Annotated in this window: 11 protein-coding genes; 1 reads left to right on the plus strand and 10 read right to left on the minus strand. The window is 50.4% G+C overall.

Going from position 1 to position 18,274, the window contains the following annotated elements:
- Positions 1-19: 19 nt before the first annotated feature.
- Positions 20-3,238, minus strand: coding sequence for an isoleucine--tRNA ligase (ileS, locus tag ACR0QT_RS10935; RefSeq protein WP_432630830.1), 3,219 nt, complete (start codon positions 3,236-3,238; stop codon positions 20-22).
- Positions 3,239-3,755: 517 nt separating this feature from the next.
- Here ileS and ACR0QT_RS10940 point away from each other — a divergent pair.
- The gene (locus ACR0QT_RS10940; protein ID WP_432630809.1) at positions 3,756-5,234 is read left to right on the plus strand and encodes a nicotinate phosphoribosyltransferase; all 1,479 of its coding nucleotides are present in this window, start codon (positions 3,756-3,758) and stop codon (positions 5,232-5,234) included.
- A gap of 401 nt (positions 5,235-5,635) precedes the next feature.
- Here the strand turns inward: ACR0QT_RS10940 and ACR0QT_RS10945 are convergent, their stop codons facing one another.
- The 9 genes from ACR0QT_RS10945 to ACR0QT_RS10985 all read right to left on the minus strand — a co-directional run bounded on the left by ACR0QT_RS10945 (position 5,636) and on the right by ACR0QT_RS10985 (position 18,043).
- Positions 5,636-5,800 (minus strand): hypothetical protein, encoded by a 165-nt coding sequence (locus ACR0QT_RS10945; RefSeq protein WP_432630810.1) that lies wholly within the window; start codon positions 5,798-5,800, stop codon positions 5,636-5,638.
- A 402-nt stretch (positions 5,801-6,202) separates the two neighbouring features.
- Complete coding sequence (gene radA, locus ACR0QT_RS10950) at positions 6,203-7,597, minus strand: DNA repair protein RadA (protein WP_432630811.1); 1,395 nt, start codon at positions 7,595-7,597, stop codon at positions 6,203-6,205.
- A gap of 173 nt (positions 7,598-7,770) precedes the next feature.
- Entirely contained in the window at positions 7,771-8,184 is a 414-nt protein-coding gene (locus ACR0QT_RS10955; protein ID WP_308451239.1) for an endosialidase, read from the minus strand.
- Positions 8,185-8,582: 398 nt separating this feature from the next.
- Positions 8,583-11,078 carry an ATP-dependent Clp protease ATP-binding subunit gene (locus ACR0QT_RS10960; protein ID WP_432630812.1) on the minus strand — a complete coding sequence of 832 codons (2,496 nt, stop codon included), beginning with the start codon at positions 11,076-11,078 and terminating at the stop codon, positions 8,583-8,585.
- Between the two features lie 87 nt (positions 11,079-11,165).
- Complete coding sequence (locus ACR0QT_RS10965) at positions 11,166-12,200, minus strand: ATP--guanido phosphotransferase (RefSeq protein ID WP_432630813.1); 1,035 nt, start codon at positions 12,198-12,200, stop codon at positions 11,166-11,168.
- Positions 12,194-12,985, minus strand: coding sequence for a UvrB/UvrC motif-containing protein (locus ACR0QT_RS10970; protein ID WP_432630814.1), 792 nt, complete (start codon positions 12,983-12,985; stop codon positions 12,194-12,196). Before ACR0QT_RS10970 ends, ACR0QT_RS10965 begins: the two co-directional genes overlap by 7 nt.
- Before the next feature lie 38 nt (positions 12,986-13,023).
- A complete protein-coding gene (locus ACR0QT_RS10975) occupies positions 13,024-13,407 on the minus strand; it encodes a GntR family transcriptional regulator (protein ID WP_432627206.1) in 384 nt (127 codons plus the stop codon).
- Between the two features lie 428 nt (positions 13,408-13,835).
- Positions 13,836-15,473: a cadherin-like beta sandwich domain-containing protein gene (locus tag ACR0QT_RS10980; RefSeq protein WP_432630815.1), complete on the minus strand. Its 1,638-nt coding sequence runs from the start codon at positions 15,471-15,473 to the stop codon at positions 13,836-13,838.
- Between the two features lie 68 nt (positions 15,474-15,541).
- Positions 15,542-18,043 (minus strand): SH3 domain-containing protein, encoded by a 2,502-nt coding sequence (locus ACR0QT_RS10985; RefSeq protein ID WP_432630816.1) that lies wholly within the window; start codon positions 18,041-18,043, stop codon positions 15,542-15,544.
- Positions 18,044-18,274: the final 231 nt, after the last annotated feature.

Here is an 18,274-nt window from a genome sequence, read left to right on the forward strand (position 1 = left end):
CTCCTCACCTGCTGTGCTCTCAGTCACAGTCAGTATTCGTTTTTTCCACTCCCAGATTTACGGTCTCTCCGTTGATGTTCCATTCCTTGGTGTAAGTTCCGCCAGTCTTGTCCGTCAGAACTTCGTCTGCGAACACATCATGGCAGATTGTGTCAGTATATTTATTTAAAAGTCCGGCGATCTTTTCATTGCCATTCTCATAAATACGGATGTGATCGGTTACCTCGAATCCGGCTTCCTTACGCATCGTCTGAATCTTGCTGACGATCTCACGGACGAAACCTTCCTCGATGAGTTCCGGTGTCAGGTTCGTGTCGAGTGCGACGGTTACTCCGCCATCTGCCTCAGATACATAACCCTCGGTCTGTGCCATATCGATCAGCAGATCTTCCTCTGTCAGAACGACCTGCTCTCCGTCAAAGTCGAACTTTAAGGAACCGTCTGCCTTCAGCTCATCCATTGCCTTGTTTCCGTCTACCTCAGACAGAGCGGTGCGGATCTTTCCGAGCAGTTTGCCGTACTTCGGTCCGACGGTCTTTAACTGCGGTTTGAAGCTGTAAGTGGTGAAACTGCGTACATCATCCACAAACTCTGCGGACTTCACATTCAGCTCATCCTCAATGATCTCGACATAGTACTCTGCAAGCACATGGTCTGCCTTGACATACATCTTGCCGATCGGCTGACGGTTCTTGATGTTTGCCGTATTTCTTGCAGCACGTCCGAGAACAACGATCTTCATAACCTCATCCATGTCTGCCTCAAGCTGTGCATCGATCTGCTCCTCGTATACAGCCGGGAAGTCGCACAGATGAATGCTCTCCGGAGCGGTCTTGTCGACACTGCGAACAAGGTTCTGGTAAATATCCTCGGTCATGAATGGGATCATCGGAGCTGCTGCCTTGGAAACCGTCACAAGAGCGGTGTACAGAGTCATGTAAGCATTGATCTTATCCTGCTCCATTCCCTTTGCCCAGAAACGCTCACGGCTACGGCGAACGTACCAGTTACTCATATCGTCGACGAACTCCTGAAGAACTCTTGCAGCCTCCGGAATCCGGTAATTGCCAAGGTGATCATCCACAGCCTTCACCATCGAATTCATCTTGGAGAGGAGCCACTTATCCATAACCGGAAGTTTCTCGTAGTCCAGCTTGTAATCCATCGGGTTGAAGTTGTCAATGTTCGCATACAGAACGTAGAATGCGTAGGTATTCCACAGCGTTCCCATGAACTTACGCTGTCCTTCCTGTACTGCCTTTCCGTGGAAACGGTTCGGAAGCCACGGTGCACTGTTGATGTAGAAGTACCAGCGGATTGCGTCTGCACCGTAAGTCTCCAGAGCATCAAACGGATCAACCGCATTGCCCTTTGACTTACTCATCTTCTGTCCATTCTCATCCTGAACATGACCCAGAACGATAACGTTCTTGTACGGAGCCTTGTTGAAGATCAGAGTGGAGATTGCGAGCAGGGAGTAGAACCATCCACGGGTCTGATCCACTGCCTCGGAAATAAAGTCTGCCGGGAACTGCTTCTCGAACAGCTCTTTGTTCTCAAACGGATAGTGGTGCTGTGCAAACGGCATCGAACCGGAATCGAACCAGCAGTCGATTACCTCCGGAACACGGTGCATCTGCTTGCCACACTTCGGGCAGGTGATCGTCACATCGTCGATGAATGGGCGGTGAAGCTCAACCTCGCCATTCTTCTCCTTGTCCATCTCCTTCGCATACTTCTTCACAACGTCTGCGTAGTTCGGGCTCATGGACTTCAACTCTTCCTGACTTCCGATCGAATGCTGGCATCCGCACTCACACTCCCAGATATTCAGAGGAGTTCCCCAGTAACGGTTACGGCTTACGCCCCAATCCTGAACGTTCTCCAGCCAGTCACCGAAACGTCCCTTACCGATGCTCTCCGGAATCCAGTTGATCGTGTTGTTGTTGCGGATCAGGTCATCCTTGACTGCGGTCATCTTGATGAACCAGGACTCACGCGCATAGTAGATCAGAGGAGTGTCACATCTCCAGCAGTGCGGGTAGCTGTGCTCAAATACCGGTGCAGCAAACAGCAGTCCTCTCTCGTTGAGGTCTTTGAGAACCATCGGATCTGCTTTCTTTACAAATACGCCCGGCCACAGAGTGTTCTCGGTCATCTCACCCTTTGCGTTTACAAGCTGTACAAACGGAAGCTCATACTTTCTGCCGACACGGGAATCGTCCTCACCGAATGCCGGTGCAATGTGTACCACGCCGGTACCATCGGTCAGAGTAACATAAGTATCGCAGACAACGTAATGTGCCTTCTTGTGCTGTTTCTCAGCCAGATCGGAAGCTGCCTGGTACAACGGCTCGTACTCCTTGCCCTCAAGATCGGTTCCCTTGTAGGTCTCCAGTACCTCGTAAGCCGGCTTTCCTTCCTTCTCATCGCCGAGTTTTCCAAGAACGGTGTCAAGAAGAGCCTCTGCCATGTAGTAGGTGTAGCCGTCGCCAGCCTTTACCTTCACATAGTTCTCTTCCGGATTTACGCAGAGTGCAACGTTGGACGGAAGGGTCCACGGAGTCGTCGTCCATGCCAGGATGTAAGCATCCTCACCCTTTACCTTGAAGCGAACGATTGCGGAACGCTCCTTGACGTCCTTATATCCCTGTGCAACCTCGTGGCTGGACAGCGGAGTTCCACAACGCGGGCAGTACGGAACGATCTTGAATCCCTTGTAGAGGAGTCCCTTCTCCCAGATCTGCTTGAGTGCCCACCACTCAGACTCGATGAAGCTGTTGTCGTAAGTGACATACGGATGCTCCATATCAGCCCAGAAACCAACGGTGCCGGAGAAATTCTCCCACATTCCCTTGTATTTCCATACGCTCTCTTTGCAGTGCTCAATAAACGGCTCAAGACCATACTGCTCGATCTGCTCTTTTCCGTCAAGTCCGAGCATCTTCTCTACTTCCAGCTCAACCGGAAGTCCGTGGGTATCCCAACCAGCTTTTCTCGGAACCATGTAGCCCTTCATCGTGCGGTAACGCGGAATCATATCCTTGATAACACGGGTCAGAACGTGGCCGATGTGCGGTTTTCCGTTTGCGGTAGGCGGTCCATCATAAAAGGTATAGGACGGGCCTTCTTTTCTTGAGTCCATGCTCTTCTGGAAGATCTTCTCGTCATCCCAGAACTTCTCTACTTTCTTCTCACGGTCCACAAAATTCATGTCTGTGGAAACTTTCTCGTAAATCACTTTTTGCCTCCTTCTGTTCGGATGGTTTCACAAATACGTCACTGGCGCACTCCCAATTGACAGAGCAATAAAAAACCCTCTTCCGCGAAAGGAAGAGGGTACAAATCACCTTCTGAAACCACCTGTCACTACATACAGTCATATGAGTTCCTGCTAACGGGGGGAATACCGGCACAGCCTACTATCACTCTACTGTCATCTGTTCAGCCTGCAACTCAGGAGTGATCTTCGGCATCTGTGGTACTGATCCCGGGCTTCCACCTCTCCCCGGTTCGCTGAAATGTTCCCGACAGTCCTACTGTCTCCGTCAAAGTCTTTCTCTATGCATCTCATTCTTTATTATATGGATTCGTGGAAAAAATGTCAAGGTCTGAGGCCTTTTGTTTGCGATTGTTATTTATTTGTCAATGAGATTGTATTTTCCAGCAAACAATGATATACTAAAACCCAATGTTTTACAGAAATTTAACCAGGATTTCCATTAATATCACAATACAAGACAAGGAGATTTCTTATGAGTGAACGCAACCTGACCCTGCTGACAGATCTTTATGAGCTGACGATGATGCAGGGCTATTTCAAAGAGAAAGATGCAAATGAGACCGTTATCTTCGACGCATTTTACCGCAACAACCCGGTAAACAGCGGTTATTCGATCTGCGCCGGACTTGAGCAGGTCATCGACTATGTGAAAAACCTTCATTTCGACGAGAGCGACATCGACTACCTGCGCTCTGTCGGACTGTTTGAGGAGGATTTTCTGGAGTACCTGCGCGGATTCCATTTTTCCGGCGATATTTACGCAATTCCGGAAGGCACTGTCATCTTCCCGCGTGAGCCTCTCGTCAAGGTCATCGCACCGATCATGGAGGCACAGCTTGTTGAGACGGCTCTCTTAAACATCATCAATCATCAGTCTCTGATTGCGACAAAGGCAGCACGCGTTGTCTACGCTGCTCAGGGCGATGGCGTGATGGAGTTCGGTCTGCGCCGTGCTCAGGGTCCGGATGCCGGCATTTACGGTGCCCGCGCTGCCATGATCGCTGGCTGTATCGGAACTTCCAATGTGCTCTGCGGAAAAATGTTCGATGTTCCGGTAAAGGGCACGCACGCTCACAGCTGGATCATGAGCTTCCCGGATGAGCTGACCGCCTTCCGTACCTACGCAAAACTCTACCCGGATGCCTGCATTCTGCTCGTCGACACTTACGACACGCTGAATTCCGGTATTCCGAATGCCATCAAGGTATTCAAGGAGATGCGCGAGGCAGGTATTCCGCTGACATTCTACGGAATCCGGCTTGACAGTGGAGATCTCGCTTACCTCTCCAAGAAAGCAAAGAAGATGCTCGATGAGGCAGGATTCCCGGATGCTGTGATCTCTGCTTCTAACGACCTCGATGAGACGCTGATCGCTTCCCTGAAGATGCAGGGTGCTACGATCAACTCCTGGGGTGTCGGCACAAACCTGATCACCTCCAAGGACTGCCCGTCCTTCGGCGGTGTCTACAAGCTGGCTGCTGTCCTCGATAAGAACTCCGGCGAGTTCATCCCGAAGATCAAGCTCTCTGAGAATGCGGAGAAGATCACGAACCCGGGTAATAAGACGATCCAGAGAATCTATGATAAGAAGAACGGAAAGATCATTGCGGATCTGATCTGCTTCGTGGACGAGACCTTTGATACAAATGAACCGCTTCTGCTCTTCGATCCGATCTCCACATGGAAGAAGACCCTGCTCCAGCCGGGAACTTACACGATGCGTGAACTGATGATTCCGGTATTCAAGGATGGCGTTTGCGTTTACGATTCCCCGAAGGTTATGGACATCCAGAAGTACTGCAAACAGGAAATGAATACGCTGTGGGAGGAGTCCCTGCGTCTCGAGTACCCGCACCGGGTTCATGTCGATCTCTCTGACAAGCTGTGGAAGGTGAAGAACGAACTGCTCGACAGCTATCATCACAATATGGATGGAAGCAAGCAGGAGTAGGTCTCTTAGCCTAGTGACTATCGATATAGATAAATTAAATTATCTATAGCTATAATATCTATAAGTACGGCTCCGATGGCGAGTAAAGTCCTGCAAACTCGTTCGCACTCCGGGTTCGACGTAGTGGTGCATAAGGCTGTAAAATACACAGCCTAAGCACCAACGTCTCACACGGGTTTGCAGGACTTTCTCGCCACGTCGCCGTTCAAGTCGATGCTTTCGGAGACTTGAAATGTGATTTTGATCAGCTCTGCTGACATCTTCCCATCAAAATCACTACATAATCTGCTTTTCCAAATCAAAAATAGGCATTATCAAAATCTGTTGTATGCTTAATCTCATACATTGATCTGATAATACCTATGGTTTCCTTCATTATTCAATTTTTCCTATACTTTGATTTAGTTTTTCATTGTCTTGTATTCCATTCCAAGAGAATTTTTTCTCTTCTCACGAATCTGGCGCATATGCTCACGAGCTTTTTCGCGATTTCCATAAATATCTGCCTGATCGGAACACACATCCATATTATAGCGTCCTCTATGAACGATCTCTCTATTTTCCATATTTTTTCCCTCTTACTTATTCTACTTAATTCTTTGAGTTAATGTATCTCCCAGCACTTCAAGAAACCGATTTTTCGCGTTTAAATTATCATTTCTGAAAAACAACGATAAATACTTTATATCTATATCTTATTATTTTCTAAGATTATAAGAACAAATATTCTATCTCCTCGATAAGGGCGACGTGGCGAGAAAGTCACTGCAAACCCGTGTGAAACGCCGGTGTTTAGGTCGCGTACTTTGCGACCTTATGCACCGCTGCGTTGAACCCGGAGCGAGAGCGAGTTTGCAGGACTTTACTCGCCATCGGAGCCATACTCACCGTACTCACCTCACCCTATCAATCATCTTTTTTATTTTTGCGTCTTAGACCCCCGCGTAAAACAGCCCTTTACCTTTAGTTTAGATCAGCGCAATCGCCTCTCTCACATTGCTGACCCCATAAAGCGTAATCTCCGAATACTTCTTGAGCTTATCGAGATTCACCTTCGGCAGGATGCAACTCTCAAACCCGAGCTTGATCGCCTCATTGACTCTCTGCTCCGCCATCGAAACCGCACGCACCTCACCGGAAAGTCCGACCTCACCGAAAATAATCGTCTTCGGATTCACTGCCCGGTCTTTCATGCTTGAGACGAGCGCAAGCACAATCGCGAGATCAAGCGCCGGCTCATTCATCTTGACTCCGCCCGCAATGTTGATATACGCATCATAGCGCGACATCTCATAGCGACAGCGTTTCTCGAGCACCGCCATCAGCAGGTTTACACGATTGTAATCCGTACCCGCTGCCGTCCGCCTCGGCATTCCAAAATTCGTCTGCGTCACAAGCGCCTGCACCTCAAGAAGAATCGGTCTCGTTCCCTCAATCGAACATGCGACAACCGCTCCCGACGCCTCCTCCGGTCGCCCACTGAGCAGATACTCCGACGGATTCGGCACTTCGGCAAGTCCATGTTCCGCCATCTCAAACACACCGATCTCATTCGTGGAACCAAAACGGTTCTTGACTCCTCGCAAGATTCGATAGGATGCATTTCTCTCGCCCTCAAAGTAGAGCACCGTATCCACCATATGCTCGAGCATTCGCGGTCCTGCAACCACGCCCTCTTTCGTCACATGACCCACGATAAAAATCGCGATTCCCATGCCCTTCGCAATCTGCATCAGCACGTTCGTCGACTCCCGCACCTGACTCATGCTTCCCGGAGCAGAATTTCCGCTCTCACAGAACATCGTCTGAATCGAGTCAATGATCACGACCTCCGGCTTATTCTCTCGAATACACTCCCCGATCGTCTCAAGGTTCGTCTCACACAGGAAATAAAGCTCTCCTGTAATCTCCCCGATTCGCGATGCCCTCATCTTGATCTGCTTGAGCGATTCCTCTCCCGAGATATAGAGCACCCGATGCCCATCTCTTGCAAGATTTCGACAGACCTGCAAAAGCAGAGTCGACTTTCCGATTCCGGGGTCACCTCCGACCAGTACAAGCGAACCTGCCACAATTCCACTTCCAAGCACACGGTCAAGCTCCTTATATCCCGTCGAAATCCGATCCTGATCGTTGAGCGAAACCTCCTCAAGTTTTACCGGGCGCGCCATTCTTAAAGTTCCGGAAACTCCAGAAATTCCGGAAATACCGGAAAGAGCCGTCCGTCCGGACGACTCTTTCTTTGCAAGCGGTGCCTCAACCATTGTGTTCCATTCCTTGCAGGCTGGACACTGACCGAGCCACTTGCTTGATTCATACCCGCACTCTTTGCAGAAGAACGCGGTACTTTTTGATTTTGCCATAGCTAGTTTTCTTTCCCTGTCGCCCTGCAAACTTCTGACCTTCTGATCTTCCATCCACAGGGCTCATTCATTTCCTTCTTTGCTAAGCTGATAAAAACGGCTACACGAATAACGAAAGCGAAAGCCGATTTCAGACAAAATATTACATCTACATTAAGGCATTACTGTCTTAACTACTGTCTTACGATCTTTACCTGGCTCACTGCACCATCGTTGAGAGAAACGCTGAATGCCAGCTTTCCGCTCATGTTTGTCTTGATGTGACCGATGGAAGAACCATCTACAAATACCTCATACTCGGTATCTGCCTCCATCTGAACAGTAATCTGAGAATCACGATATCCACCTACGGTAAATGCAACCTCATCACTGCCCTCTGCAAAATGCTGAACAGCCGTTCCCGGAACAGACTCGTAAACGAAAGAACCGTTGCGCTCTAACTTCGTAATCTCATAAAAGGTCTTAATCTTATATAAATCTCCTGCATGCTCAAAATCCTGCAGTTTGGACTTTGTATTTAAGCTGTAATCTCCAAAGCTGATGGTTCCGTCTGCTTCAGAACGGATTAATGATTCGATTCCTGGCATCTGTTTGCCCTCCTGGTATTTTGTTGAATATCTTTTGCACGCAGAATCTAAAATGACTCTGCCTGTCCGAATAGCCGTCTCCTTTAGAAAGTTTTTTGAACACATCCTATCCACTTTCTGTGAAAACCGCTACAAATATTATACACTACCCTCGTGAAATTGACCAGTATGTCTTTTCTTATTTTTTACATACAGAAACCACTGTTACTGTTCATGCGCACGTGCCCAGTAACGGAATTTGCCGTGGCTTCGCATTTAAATACGGCAAATTCCCGCTACCACTACGTTATCTTACGGCACTTTCGGTTCCAAAAGTGCCTACCTCTGAACAGTAACAAACCACTTCGTTTATTTTAAGTTTATTTCAAATTAATTTCAAATTATCTTCCCGGTAAAATTTACTTTTCTTTTACCTTTTCGGTCTCCGGCACTGCCGTTTCCACTGCACTCTCCTTTGCAGTGCAGAAACTCAATTTCTCGCCCTCGCGTCCGATCGTGACCTGATCTCCCGCTTTAACTTTTCCGTCGAGAACTGCCTCCGCAAGTCCATCCTCAAGATAATTCTGGATTGCACGGCGCAGAGGACGGGCTCCATATTTCTCATCATAGCCCTTCTCGACAAGAAAAGCTTTCGCCTCGTCGGTGACTTCAAGCGTCAGATTCATCTGGCGTTTCGTGCGCTTTGCAATGCTTCCGAGCATGATCTCCACAATCTTTCCCATATCGTCGCGGGTCAGCGGATGGAAGACGAGAATCTCATCGATTCGGTTCAAGAACTCCGGCTTAAACAGACGTTTTACCTCGTCCATCACGCGTCCCTTCATGAACTTGTACCGCTCAGACGCATCGTCATTTGCCGAGAAACCCAAATGCTTCGGGGAAATGATATTCTCTGCTCCGGCATTCGACGTCATGATCAGGATCGTGTTCTTAAAGTCAATCTTTCGTCCCTGTGCATCGGTGATGTGACCATCGTCAAGCACCTGAAGCAAAATGTTAAAGACATCCGGATGTGCTTTCTCGATCTCATCAAACAGAATGACCGAGTACGGATTCCGGCGGACTTTCTCGCTGAGCTGACCGCCCTCCTCGTAGCCGACATATCCTGGCGGGGAACCGATCATCTTGGAGACGCTGTGCTTCTCCATGTACTCCGACATATCAACGCGGATCAGCGCATTCTCTGTGCCAAACATCGCCTCCGCAAGTGCCTTACAAAGCTCCGTCTTTCCAACACCAGTCGGTCCGAGGAAGAGGAAGGAACCGATCGGGCGCTTCGGATCTTTGAGTCCGACACGTCCACGGCGGATCGCGCGGGATACCGCACTGACTGCCTCCTCCTGACCGACTACGCGCTCATGAAGGATGCCCTCGAGCTTTTTGAGTCGCTCAGACTCTTCCTCCTCAAGTTTTCTGACCGGAATCTTCGTCCATCCGGAAACGACATCGGCAATCTCGCCCTCTGAGACGACAAGTTTTCTCGATGCCTTTTCCTTCTGCCACTTTGCACGGATCTTTTCGATCTTCTCGCGCTTCTTCTCCTGACGCTTCTTGATATCTCCTGCCTTCTCGTAAGCCTCGGACTTGATCGCATTTTCTTTCTGCTGTTCAAGCGTCTCGATCTCTTTCTCGATCTCCTTGATCTCAGCCGGCTCGACATAGGTCGTCAGACGCACTTTCGAGGATGCCTCATCAATCAGATCAATCGCCTTGTCCGGAAGGAAACGGTCATTGATGTAGCGCGCAGACAGGCGCACTGCCGATACGAGTGCCTCATCGGTGATCGTCACATGATGATGCTCCTCATACTTCGGGCGCAGACCTTTGAGGATCTGAATCGACTGCTCCTCGCTCGGCTCCTCCACCATAACCGGCTGGAAACGACGCTCAAGTGCCGCATCCTTCTCAATATACTTGCGGTACTCCTCAACCGTCGTCGCACCGATCAACTGGATCTCTCCGCGCGCAAGTGACGGCTTCAGGATATTGGATGCATCGATTGCGCCCTCGGCTCCACCGGCTCCGATGATCGTGTGGATCTCATCGATGAAGAGCAGAACCTCTCCATCCTCCCGAACCTCGGCGAGCACTTTCTTGATGCGCTCCTCAAACTCTCCACGGTACTTCGAGCCTGCAACCATTCCGGAAAGATCCAGTGTCATCACACGCTTTCCGGCAATAACCTCCGGAACCTCGCCGGAAGCGATCAGCTGTGCCAGCCCCTCAACAACCGCAGTCTTGCCGACACCCGGCTCTCCGATCAGACACGGATTATTCTTCGTTCTACGGCTCAAGATCTGAATCACTCTCTGAATCTCATGCTCTCTTCCGATGACCGGGTCAAGTCTTCCGTCTCTCGCAAGCTCCGTTAAATCTCTGCTGTAACTGTTGAGTGTCGGGGTGGAATCCTTACTCTTTCCCGTCTTCGAAGAAAATTCTTCCTTGTCAGCCGGGGCATCTGATCCCATCGCTGCCCGAAGTTCCATGTAGAGCTTCTGGAGATTGACTCCCATCGTATTCAATAATTTTGATGCCACACAGTCCCCATCGCGGATCAGCGCAATCAGGATGTGCTCGGTTCCGATTAGCGGTGCCTTAAAACGAACCGCCTCGCGGTAGCTGTTCTCAAGAACACGGGATGCGCTCGGCGTGTATGTTCCTCTCTCGAGCATTCCGACGTTCTGGTTTGGAGAGATCAGCTGGCTGACCAGCTCCGTCACCTTGTCCGCCTGCACTCCATTCGCCTCGAGAACACGGGATGCCACACCCGTGCCCTCCTCAAGAAGGCCGATCAGAAGATGCTCGGTTCCCACATAATTGTGACCAAGCTCCTCCGCCGCGCCAATGGCAAGTCCAATCGCATTCCTCGCCTGTTCTGTCAGTTTATCTGTCATATAAAAAACTTCCTCCTAAATTCATAGCCATCCATTTAAACCGATGCTTGCAAAGCATGTAACCCCAAAGGGAACATTCCCTTTGAGTTACACAAGCTCCGGCAATTGGGATCTCAAATATGCAGCTCTCGCGACATCGAGTTCCTCTTTCTCAAGCGGTTTTCTCACAAGTCCCTGAAGCGTCGCCGGCTGAATGCCAAGCATCAGACGGTAAACCGGACACGGCTCCTGCATGTTCAAGGTTCCGTCCCTCATTCCCGTCATCAGCTGGGATAACAGAGTCATCGCATCCTTCGCCGAGAGACGTCTCGCATATTTCAGGACTCCGTAAGCGCGGTAGGCCTCATCCTCCCACTCGAGTCTGTGCTTGTCAAGCGCCATATGGCGAACCTGAATCTCCTGACTCTCAAGCTGAAGTGCCACCCGGCGCACCATATTTAAGATATCCTGTTCGGAAAGCCCAAGCGTCTTCTGATTGTAGACCTCGTAGAGTGCGCCGTCATTCTCCTCGCCCTCTCCGTAGACGCCCTTGACTGCGACACCGAATCTTCCCATCTCCGCGACAAGCCCGTTAAACCGCTTTCCGCGAGAGAGCGTCGGGAGGTGAAGGACAACCGAGGCGCGCATTCCGGTTCCGACATTTGTCGGATATGCCGTCAGATACCCGTATTTCTCATCAAACGCATACTCAAACCGCTCGCTGATGTAATCGTCGATCTTATCCGCATGTTTCCACAATTCCTCAAGATGAAAGCCCCCGGCAAGCACTTGCAGACGGATATGATCCGTTCCGTTGAGCAGGATGCCCGTGTCTTCCTCCTCTGAGAGAATGATTCCGGTCGGCGTTCTCTTTCCAGCGATTGCAGAATTGAAAAGTCTGTGCTCCCGCATCGCCTTCCGGTCGATCTCGCTGATCTCCCCGAGATCCACATAATGATACGTCTTTCCGTCCAGACTTCCGAGATCTCGAAGACCGCTCTCCAAGCGCCGGATCATCTCCGCGCCCTCCTTCGGAGAGAGTTTTGACGGAAATACATACTGATTCCAGTTGCGCGCCAAACGCACGCGACTGCTGACGATGCCCGGATGTGATCCGTCCATCTCCTCATACCATTTTAACATTTTCCGATTTCCTCTTTCAGTTTTCTGATCTGGTCACGGCATAACACCGCACTCTCATAGTCCTCTTCCTTCAATGCCTCTCTCAACCGACGCTCAAGCTGGCTGATCTTTGCCTGAAGTCTCACATTCTGCGCTTCCTGCATCATGCGGGTCTCCGCCTCGGCTCTGCGGACATCTTTCTGATTTTCCGCATCCGGAACCGTCCCCGGAGAAATCCCCTGCATCTGGCTTCCCGCGTAGACATCCCTCTCGCCGTCATCCTCCCGAATTCGGCTTCCATCCGGCATCGGCATTCCATCATCCTCATCCATCACTTCCGGATTTGGACGATGCTTCTGCTCTGGCTTGGTCACAGGTTTCGTCATGCCCGGGATCTCGCCAAACGGGAACGCCCCATGAGCACTCGCCTGAATCTTCTTCGGGCGTTTGCCCTTGTGTGCGTCATTTCCCTGAAGCTGGCGAATCTTCTCCCCGATCAACAAGTCAAACACACCATAGCAGTCCGGACACCCGAACTGGCTGTTCTTCACAAATTCTCCATAGCTCGTCTTGCAGGTCGGACAAACCACATGGGTCGCCATCTCCTCTTCCTGCGTCTGACCGACTCCCAAAAGTCCCGACAGCAACTTTCCAAGCGGAAACTCGCTGTCAAAAATCGCGGAATAAGGTCCAAAATCCAGCTCCTTCGCACACTGAGCGCAGAAATGATGTTCTGTCTTCACTCCGCCCACGATCTCTGTATACTGAATATTGGCTTCTCGCACTTTACAGCGTTCACACAACATAGATGATCCATCCTCCATATTTTCCGAAGCGTCTCAATTTACAGTTCATTTTTCTTTGTGCAGGTATCGTAAATCTCATCCACAAGCGCATGCACCTCATCCCGGCTCACATTCTTGCAGATTCCGCGAGCCAGAATCAGAGAGAGCTCCCGTCTGAGATTCGTGACCGCCTCAATCTTATCTACATCGAGAGAAATCACTGCCCCGCGCCGGCGATCGAGCTTGATAAACCCTTCCTGTTTCAACACCGTATACGCCTTATTTACTGTATGCATATTGATTCCAATGTTGTCTGCCAGTTGGCGCACCGACGGAAGAGAGTCCCCTTCCCGAATCGCATCCGTCGCAATCCCCATAATAATCTGATTTCTCAGCTGAATATAGATCGCTTCCTCGCTCTCAAAATCAATCTTCAGCATCATATCTCATCCACCGTCTTTCGTTTTTCTGATCATATAACCACCCATTTCTTTCCATGTGCTTACTATCAAGCATATTTTTTCTCGTTTTTCGCTCCTGTTATATAATCCGTGTAACAATCATATCTCATTTTCTCACACTTGTCAAGAAAGCGGATGTTGCCGAAGTTCCTATAAATCCTATAAAATAAATCCTGTAAATAAAAAGGAAATGCCACCCGGAAAGCGCTCTGCTTCTGCCGGATGGCATTTTCTCTCGTCACGGCTTCTCACAGTTTCTCTTCTGTGACCCCCGCAATCTTGTATCAAAGGAATCTGAATTCCTCGTCTTCGTTCAACCCATGAAGTTCATTTGTAAATTTTATTCACGAATTTCATTTACAAATTTCGTTTATAAATTTAATTCACAAATGAATCTTTTTCTTTATTTTTTATCTCTTATTGTCATCATCAAGATCAAAGAGTTCAAAATCATCCTCGTCCTCGGTCTTGAGCGGAGCCTCGGTCGGAGCGGACTCTCTCAAAGCCTCTCTCGTCGCCTTCTCTGCCTCGCGTGCAAGCTGTGCCTTCAAGGAACGCTCTACATCCTCAACCGGCTCGCTCTTCACGCTTAAATCCTCCTCCGGAAGATAATCGTTGCTGTCATCCGGGTCCTGATCATCCTGATCCATCGGCTCCGGAAGATCATCCTCGTAATCTCTGTCTCTGCGATCATCGATCACGTAGTTGATCGTCTTGTTCTCTCTTCTCTCAGGTGCCTTCTGTGCGCTCTTTGGCGTCTGTCCGCCCTGACTGCGACCACTGTTCGGATTGCCTGAATTCGACTTCTTCTTTCCACTCTTCTTGGAAGAACGGTATCTCGAAATCGAAGCGTATGCACCGAAGAGCATAATCAGAAGAACGACACAACCTGCGCCGGTTCCGATTGCAAAGTATCTTGCAATGTTGAACTCCCGCTTGATCTTGTTGAGTTCCTCCACAATACCCTGGTAGCGCGGGTCTTTCTCGATTGCAGAACTGTCATTGCCCTCAAAGTAGCGCTGAATTGTCTTTTCGCTCAGATCGTAGCGGTAGAAGCCCTGCTCATTCGTGTCACTGTTGACTGCGTAGAAGACACAGTACTCCGGATTTCCGTCCGTCTGCGGAATCCATCCCTTAACCTTCGTATCTCCGATCGTGACATTGCTCTCCTTGAGTCCTGCCGGTGCATTCATGCCTGCCGGAAGATCGGTGATTCCAATCTTGATTGCATTTCTCGAAGACTCAAGCTCTGCAAGAACATCCAGATCCTCTGCCGGAACGGTTGTTGCGTTCGGCTCGCTCTGACCGCCCTCCTCACGGGTTACGGTGATCGTGTAACTGCGAACGGTCGTTCCATCCTCTGCGGTTACCTTACATACCACAGTATTCTCGCCATCTTTGAGTTCCTCTCCACCCTCGACGCTCACAACTGCATTGTCGTTTGCCGGCTGTGCGCTGACGGTGAGTTTGTCAATGTCAAGACCAACAGAAGCTGTGTAATTCTCCACATCCGGGCTGAATGCCGGGTCAAGCGTTCCAGGAGAAATCTGAAGAGATTTCAGGGAAGCATCATCTGACTGCGCTGCGGTAGAAGTTGCCGGTCCGATCGTAACCTTTGAGCTTCCGATCTTGTCCATCGTCAGCATCTGTCCATCGCTGTCATACGCCTCGGAATTGTCCGTCACAACCTTGATCGTCGCAACACCCTCTTTGAGTGCCTTAAACTTTAACGGGGTTGAAACCTCCGTCTTTCCATCCATCGTACTGCTGACGATCAGGGTTCCCTCCCCACCGCTCGCCTGTGCGGAAGAACCCTGCACATACTCGATCATGGAACTGTCATAAGTCAAATAAACTCTTGTGTCTCCGAGAACGTCTCCGCTCGTGGAGGTAAATTTCATTGTAACAGTAAACTCACTGCCCACTTCGGTGGACGGGTCGGTAAATGCAATCTTCGCATTCGCCGCAAAACTCTGAAACGGAATCGCGACAGCCAACATCATCACTGCCAGAATCCGAAGCACTGCGTGCTTTACTTTCCTACTCATATAGAGATCTCCTGTCTTTCTTTTATCGGGCGAAGCGCAAGCGCGCTCCGCCTAAAAGCATACCACTTTTATTGTCCCGGCGCAACACCGATTACCGGTACCACCTGCGTGGAACTGCCAAAACCTGTACTTCCCGATGTAGAGCTTCCGCCCGGACCACCACTCGCACCACTTCCAGAATTACCAGAGGTGCTCGAGGAACTGCTTCCACCCGGCGTGATGCTCACAACCGGACTATTGCTCGTTCCATTTCCGGTACTGCTTCCACCCGGAGTCTGACTCGGCGTCTGGTTTGTATTGTTCTGTCCGCCATTCGTGCTTCCGCCGTATGTCGGTCCGTTCGCCTTTCTCACAACATGAATCGTGTAAGTCCGCTGTGTGCCATTCTGTGCGGTGACAATGATCTTGATATCCGTTGAGGTGCCGGACAGGGAAACATTTCCAATTCCACTTGTCGATGCACTCGAATCAATCGCCGTCGCACTCACGTTGATGCTCGTCACAGACTGATCCACAATCAGATCATAAGACATCGTATCGCGGTTGAATGTCGGTGTCAGGGAGAATCCATCCACACCAAGGCTTCTGAGCTTGTTGTTCGGGCTTCCCGTTCCGGTCGGCTTTGCACACGGAGAAGACGGCATATTGTTGTAAACCGGAATCTTGAACGTCAATGCCGAGTTCTTCAGCACATTTCCATAACCCTGTGCAAAAAGAGCGCCCTCGGAGGCAGCCGCCTCCACATTCGTCATATACTGGTGCTTATAAATGTTGCTTCCCTGAACGTTGAACTTCTTTAAGTAGAGCGTATTCTGCCCTGCTTTCACATAGTTCGTCGCATAGTACTGCGCTCCACCTGTGATCGACTTCTCCGGGGTATTCCACGGTCTGCCGTAAGTACCGGACTGGGACGCATACCAGAGTCCGCGTCCAACTGCATCCATTCCGCCGGAAGCGTAAGCTCCGATATTAAAGTAGTTGTAATATCCCGCATATCCGGAATAGGTTCCGGAAATCGATTTTCCTCGTCCATCACTTCCCTGCTCCTGAAGAATCGTGGAGGCAATGATGTAAGGGTTCAGTCCGGTCGACCCTGCCACACTCATGATCAAGTCCGCATACGTCGTCGCCGATGTCGTTGTATTTCCGGTCGTCCCCGTGGTTGTTCCCGATGTCGTTGAACCACCCGGTCCCGCACTTCCCGGCGCGGTAAATGTCGCTGCACCTGCCGAGGTTCCAGGTCCTGCGGTGAGCACATCCGGTGCACTCACAAGGCTCGTCTCATGACGGCTGATCGAAGCGGAAGGTCCCTGAAAACGGACATTTCCGTCCGATCCTCTCGTCGGTGCCTGACTGTTGGAACTTCCTGAAGACGAAGTCCCTGAGGTTCCTGAAGTGCTCGAGCCTCCCGGACCTGAGCTTGTCCCTGCGGACGGAGACAAAGAAGTTCCGGTTGAACCGGAAGTCGTCGTGCCCGTTCCCGGAGTGCTTGAGGTCGTCCCGGATGTCGTGCCAGACGTGGACGGAGACGAGGAAGTCGTACTTCCCGAAGAAGTCGAGGAATTATTTTTCTTGCTCGGTGCCGTGATTACCGCACTCTGTCCGCCCGGAGCAGAGGAACTAGAACCGCTACTGCTTCCAGAAACACCCGGACCGTAAGAAGTACCACCCGAACTGCCGGAATTACTGCTTCCATCCGATGTATTTCCGGAACTTGTGTCCACTCCGGTCGCACCGGAGGCACTTCCACTCGAAACGATTCCTCCCTGCATGAACGTTCCGTTCAGCATGCTCTGAAGTCCCTCTTTTGTCTGAAGCGAAGCATCATACTCCTGAGAGAGGAACTGGAAAATATACGTCCCGTCGAGGAAATTTCTCGGGTCCATATAGTAGCGGATCACATCCTCTGAGGCTGCCACCCAACTGCTTCCGTCAAAGCCGTTCCAAGTGCTCGAATCCCAGTTGTACGCGCCGTCTGCTGTGGACTTAAAAGAAGAAATGCTGTTCGTATGTACCAGATTTCGTCCGAGAAGGCTCTCATTCTCAATCACCGTATTCCAGTCAAGTCCGGTCTTGTGCGCCTCAAACCTCCAGTTCGGATACTGGGAATGAAGCTGTCTGAGTGCCGACTTGTAGGACTCCGGAAACTCGCTCAGCTGTGACTCAAAGCTCCGATTTGTCTGGCTCGATGACGACGTCGTCGACGATGAGGTCGACGATGAGGTCGATGACGACGTCGAGGTCGAAAGGCTTAAGTAAGAGCCAAGCACATATCCCGTCACCGCCGATCCGCCCGTTCCTGTGAACTGAATCTGATACCACAGTTTTCCGTCCGTTCCCGTCTTCTCTCCCGTCACGGTAACGACCGCCCCTCTTGAGAGCTTTCCCACCGCGCTGTAAGACGTTCCCGCATCACTTCGCACATTCAGCGACGTCGCATTCACCGACGCTGAGCGCTCCGTGTACGCGTAAACCGAATACCTGCCCTGCAAGGCAGTCACCGGCGCATATATGCCAAGGGTCAGACCGAGAAAAACAGCCATCCCCCGTTTCCATCTTCGTTTTTTCATTTTGTCTCCTCATACGATTTTCCTCCGCCACAATGGCAGAGTTCATCCATTTTCTGCATTTGTTTATTATAATGACAAAAAATGGGATCGTCAACCGCCGAGACTCAAAGTTCACAGAAATGCCAGAAATTGTAAGAAAAGATTAAAAGAATTCGGGACAAAAAACAGAAGGGAGGAGTCGGACAGCCCGTTCGAACTGTCCGACTCCTCCCCCAAAAATTTGAGACAGGA

Origin of the sequence: Brotaphodocola sp. (genome assembly GCF_050873365.1) — a bacterium.
Lineage (GTDB): Bacteria > Bacillota > Clostridia > Lachnospirales > Lachnospiraceae > Brotaphodocola.

Coding starts and splice junctions, on each gene's coding strand:
- ACR0QT_RS10970 (WP_432630814.1), bottom strand. CDS start 12,985: ATGTTGTGTGAACGCTGTAAAGTGCGAGAAGCCAATATTCAGTATACA.
- ACR0QT_RS10985 (WP_432630816.1), bottom strand. CDS start 18,043: ATGAAAAAACGAAGATGGAAACGGGGGATGGCTGTTTTTCTCGGTCTG.
- ACR0QT_RS10945 (WP_432630810.1), bottom strand. CDS start 5,800: ATGGAAAATAGAGAGATCGTTCATAGAGGACGCTATAATATGGATGTG.
- ACR0QT_RS10965 (WP_432630813.1), bottom strand. CDS start 12,200: ATGTTAAAATGGTATGAGGAGATGGACGGATCACATCCGGGCATCGTC.
- ACR0QT_RS10960 (WP_432630812.1), bottom strand. CDS start 11,078: ATGACAGATAAACTGACAGAACAGGCGAGGAATGCGATTGGACTTGCC.
- ACR0QT_RS10940 (WP_432630809.1), top strand. CDS start 3,756: ATGAGTGAACGCAACCTGACCCTGCTGACAGATCTTTATGAGCTGACG.
- ACR0QT_RS10975 (WP_432627206.1), bottom strand. CDS start 13,407: ATGATGCTGAAGATTGATTTTGAGAGCGAGGAAGCGATCTATATTCAG.
- ACR0QT_RS10955 (WP_308451239.1), bottom strand. CDS start 8,184: ATGCCAGGAATCGAATCATTAATCCGTTCTGAAGCAGACGGAACCATC.
- ACR0QT_RS10980 (WP_432630815.1), bottom strand. CDS start 15,473: ATGAGTAGGAAAGTAAAGCACGCAGTGCTTCGGATTCTGGCAGTGATG.
- radA (WP_432630811.1), bottom strand. CDS start 7,597: ATGGCAAAATCAAAAAGTACCGCGTTCTTCTGCAAAGAGTGCGGGTAT.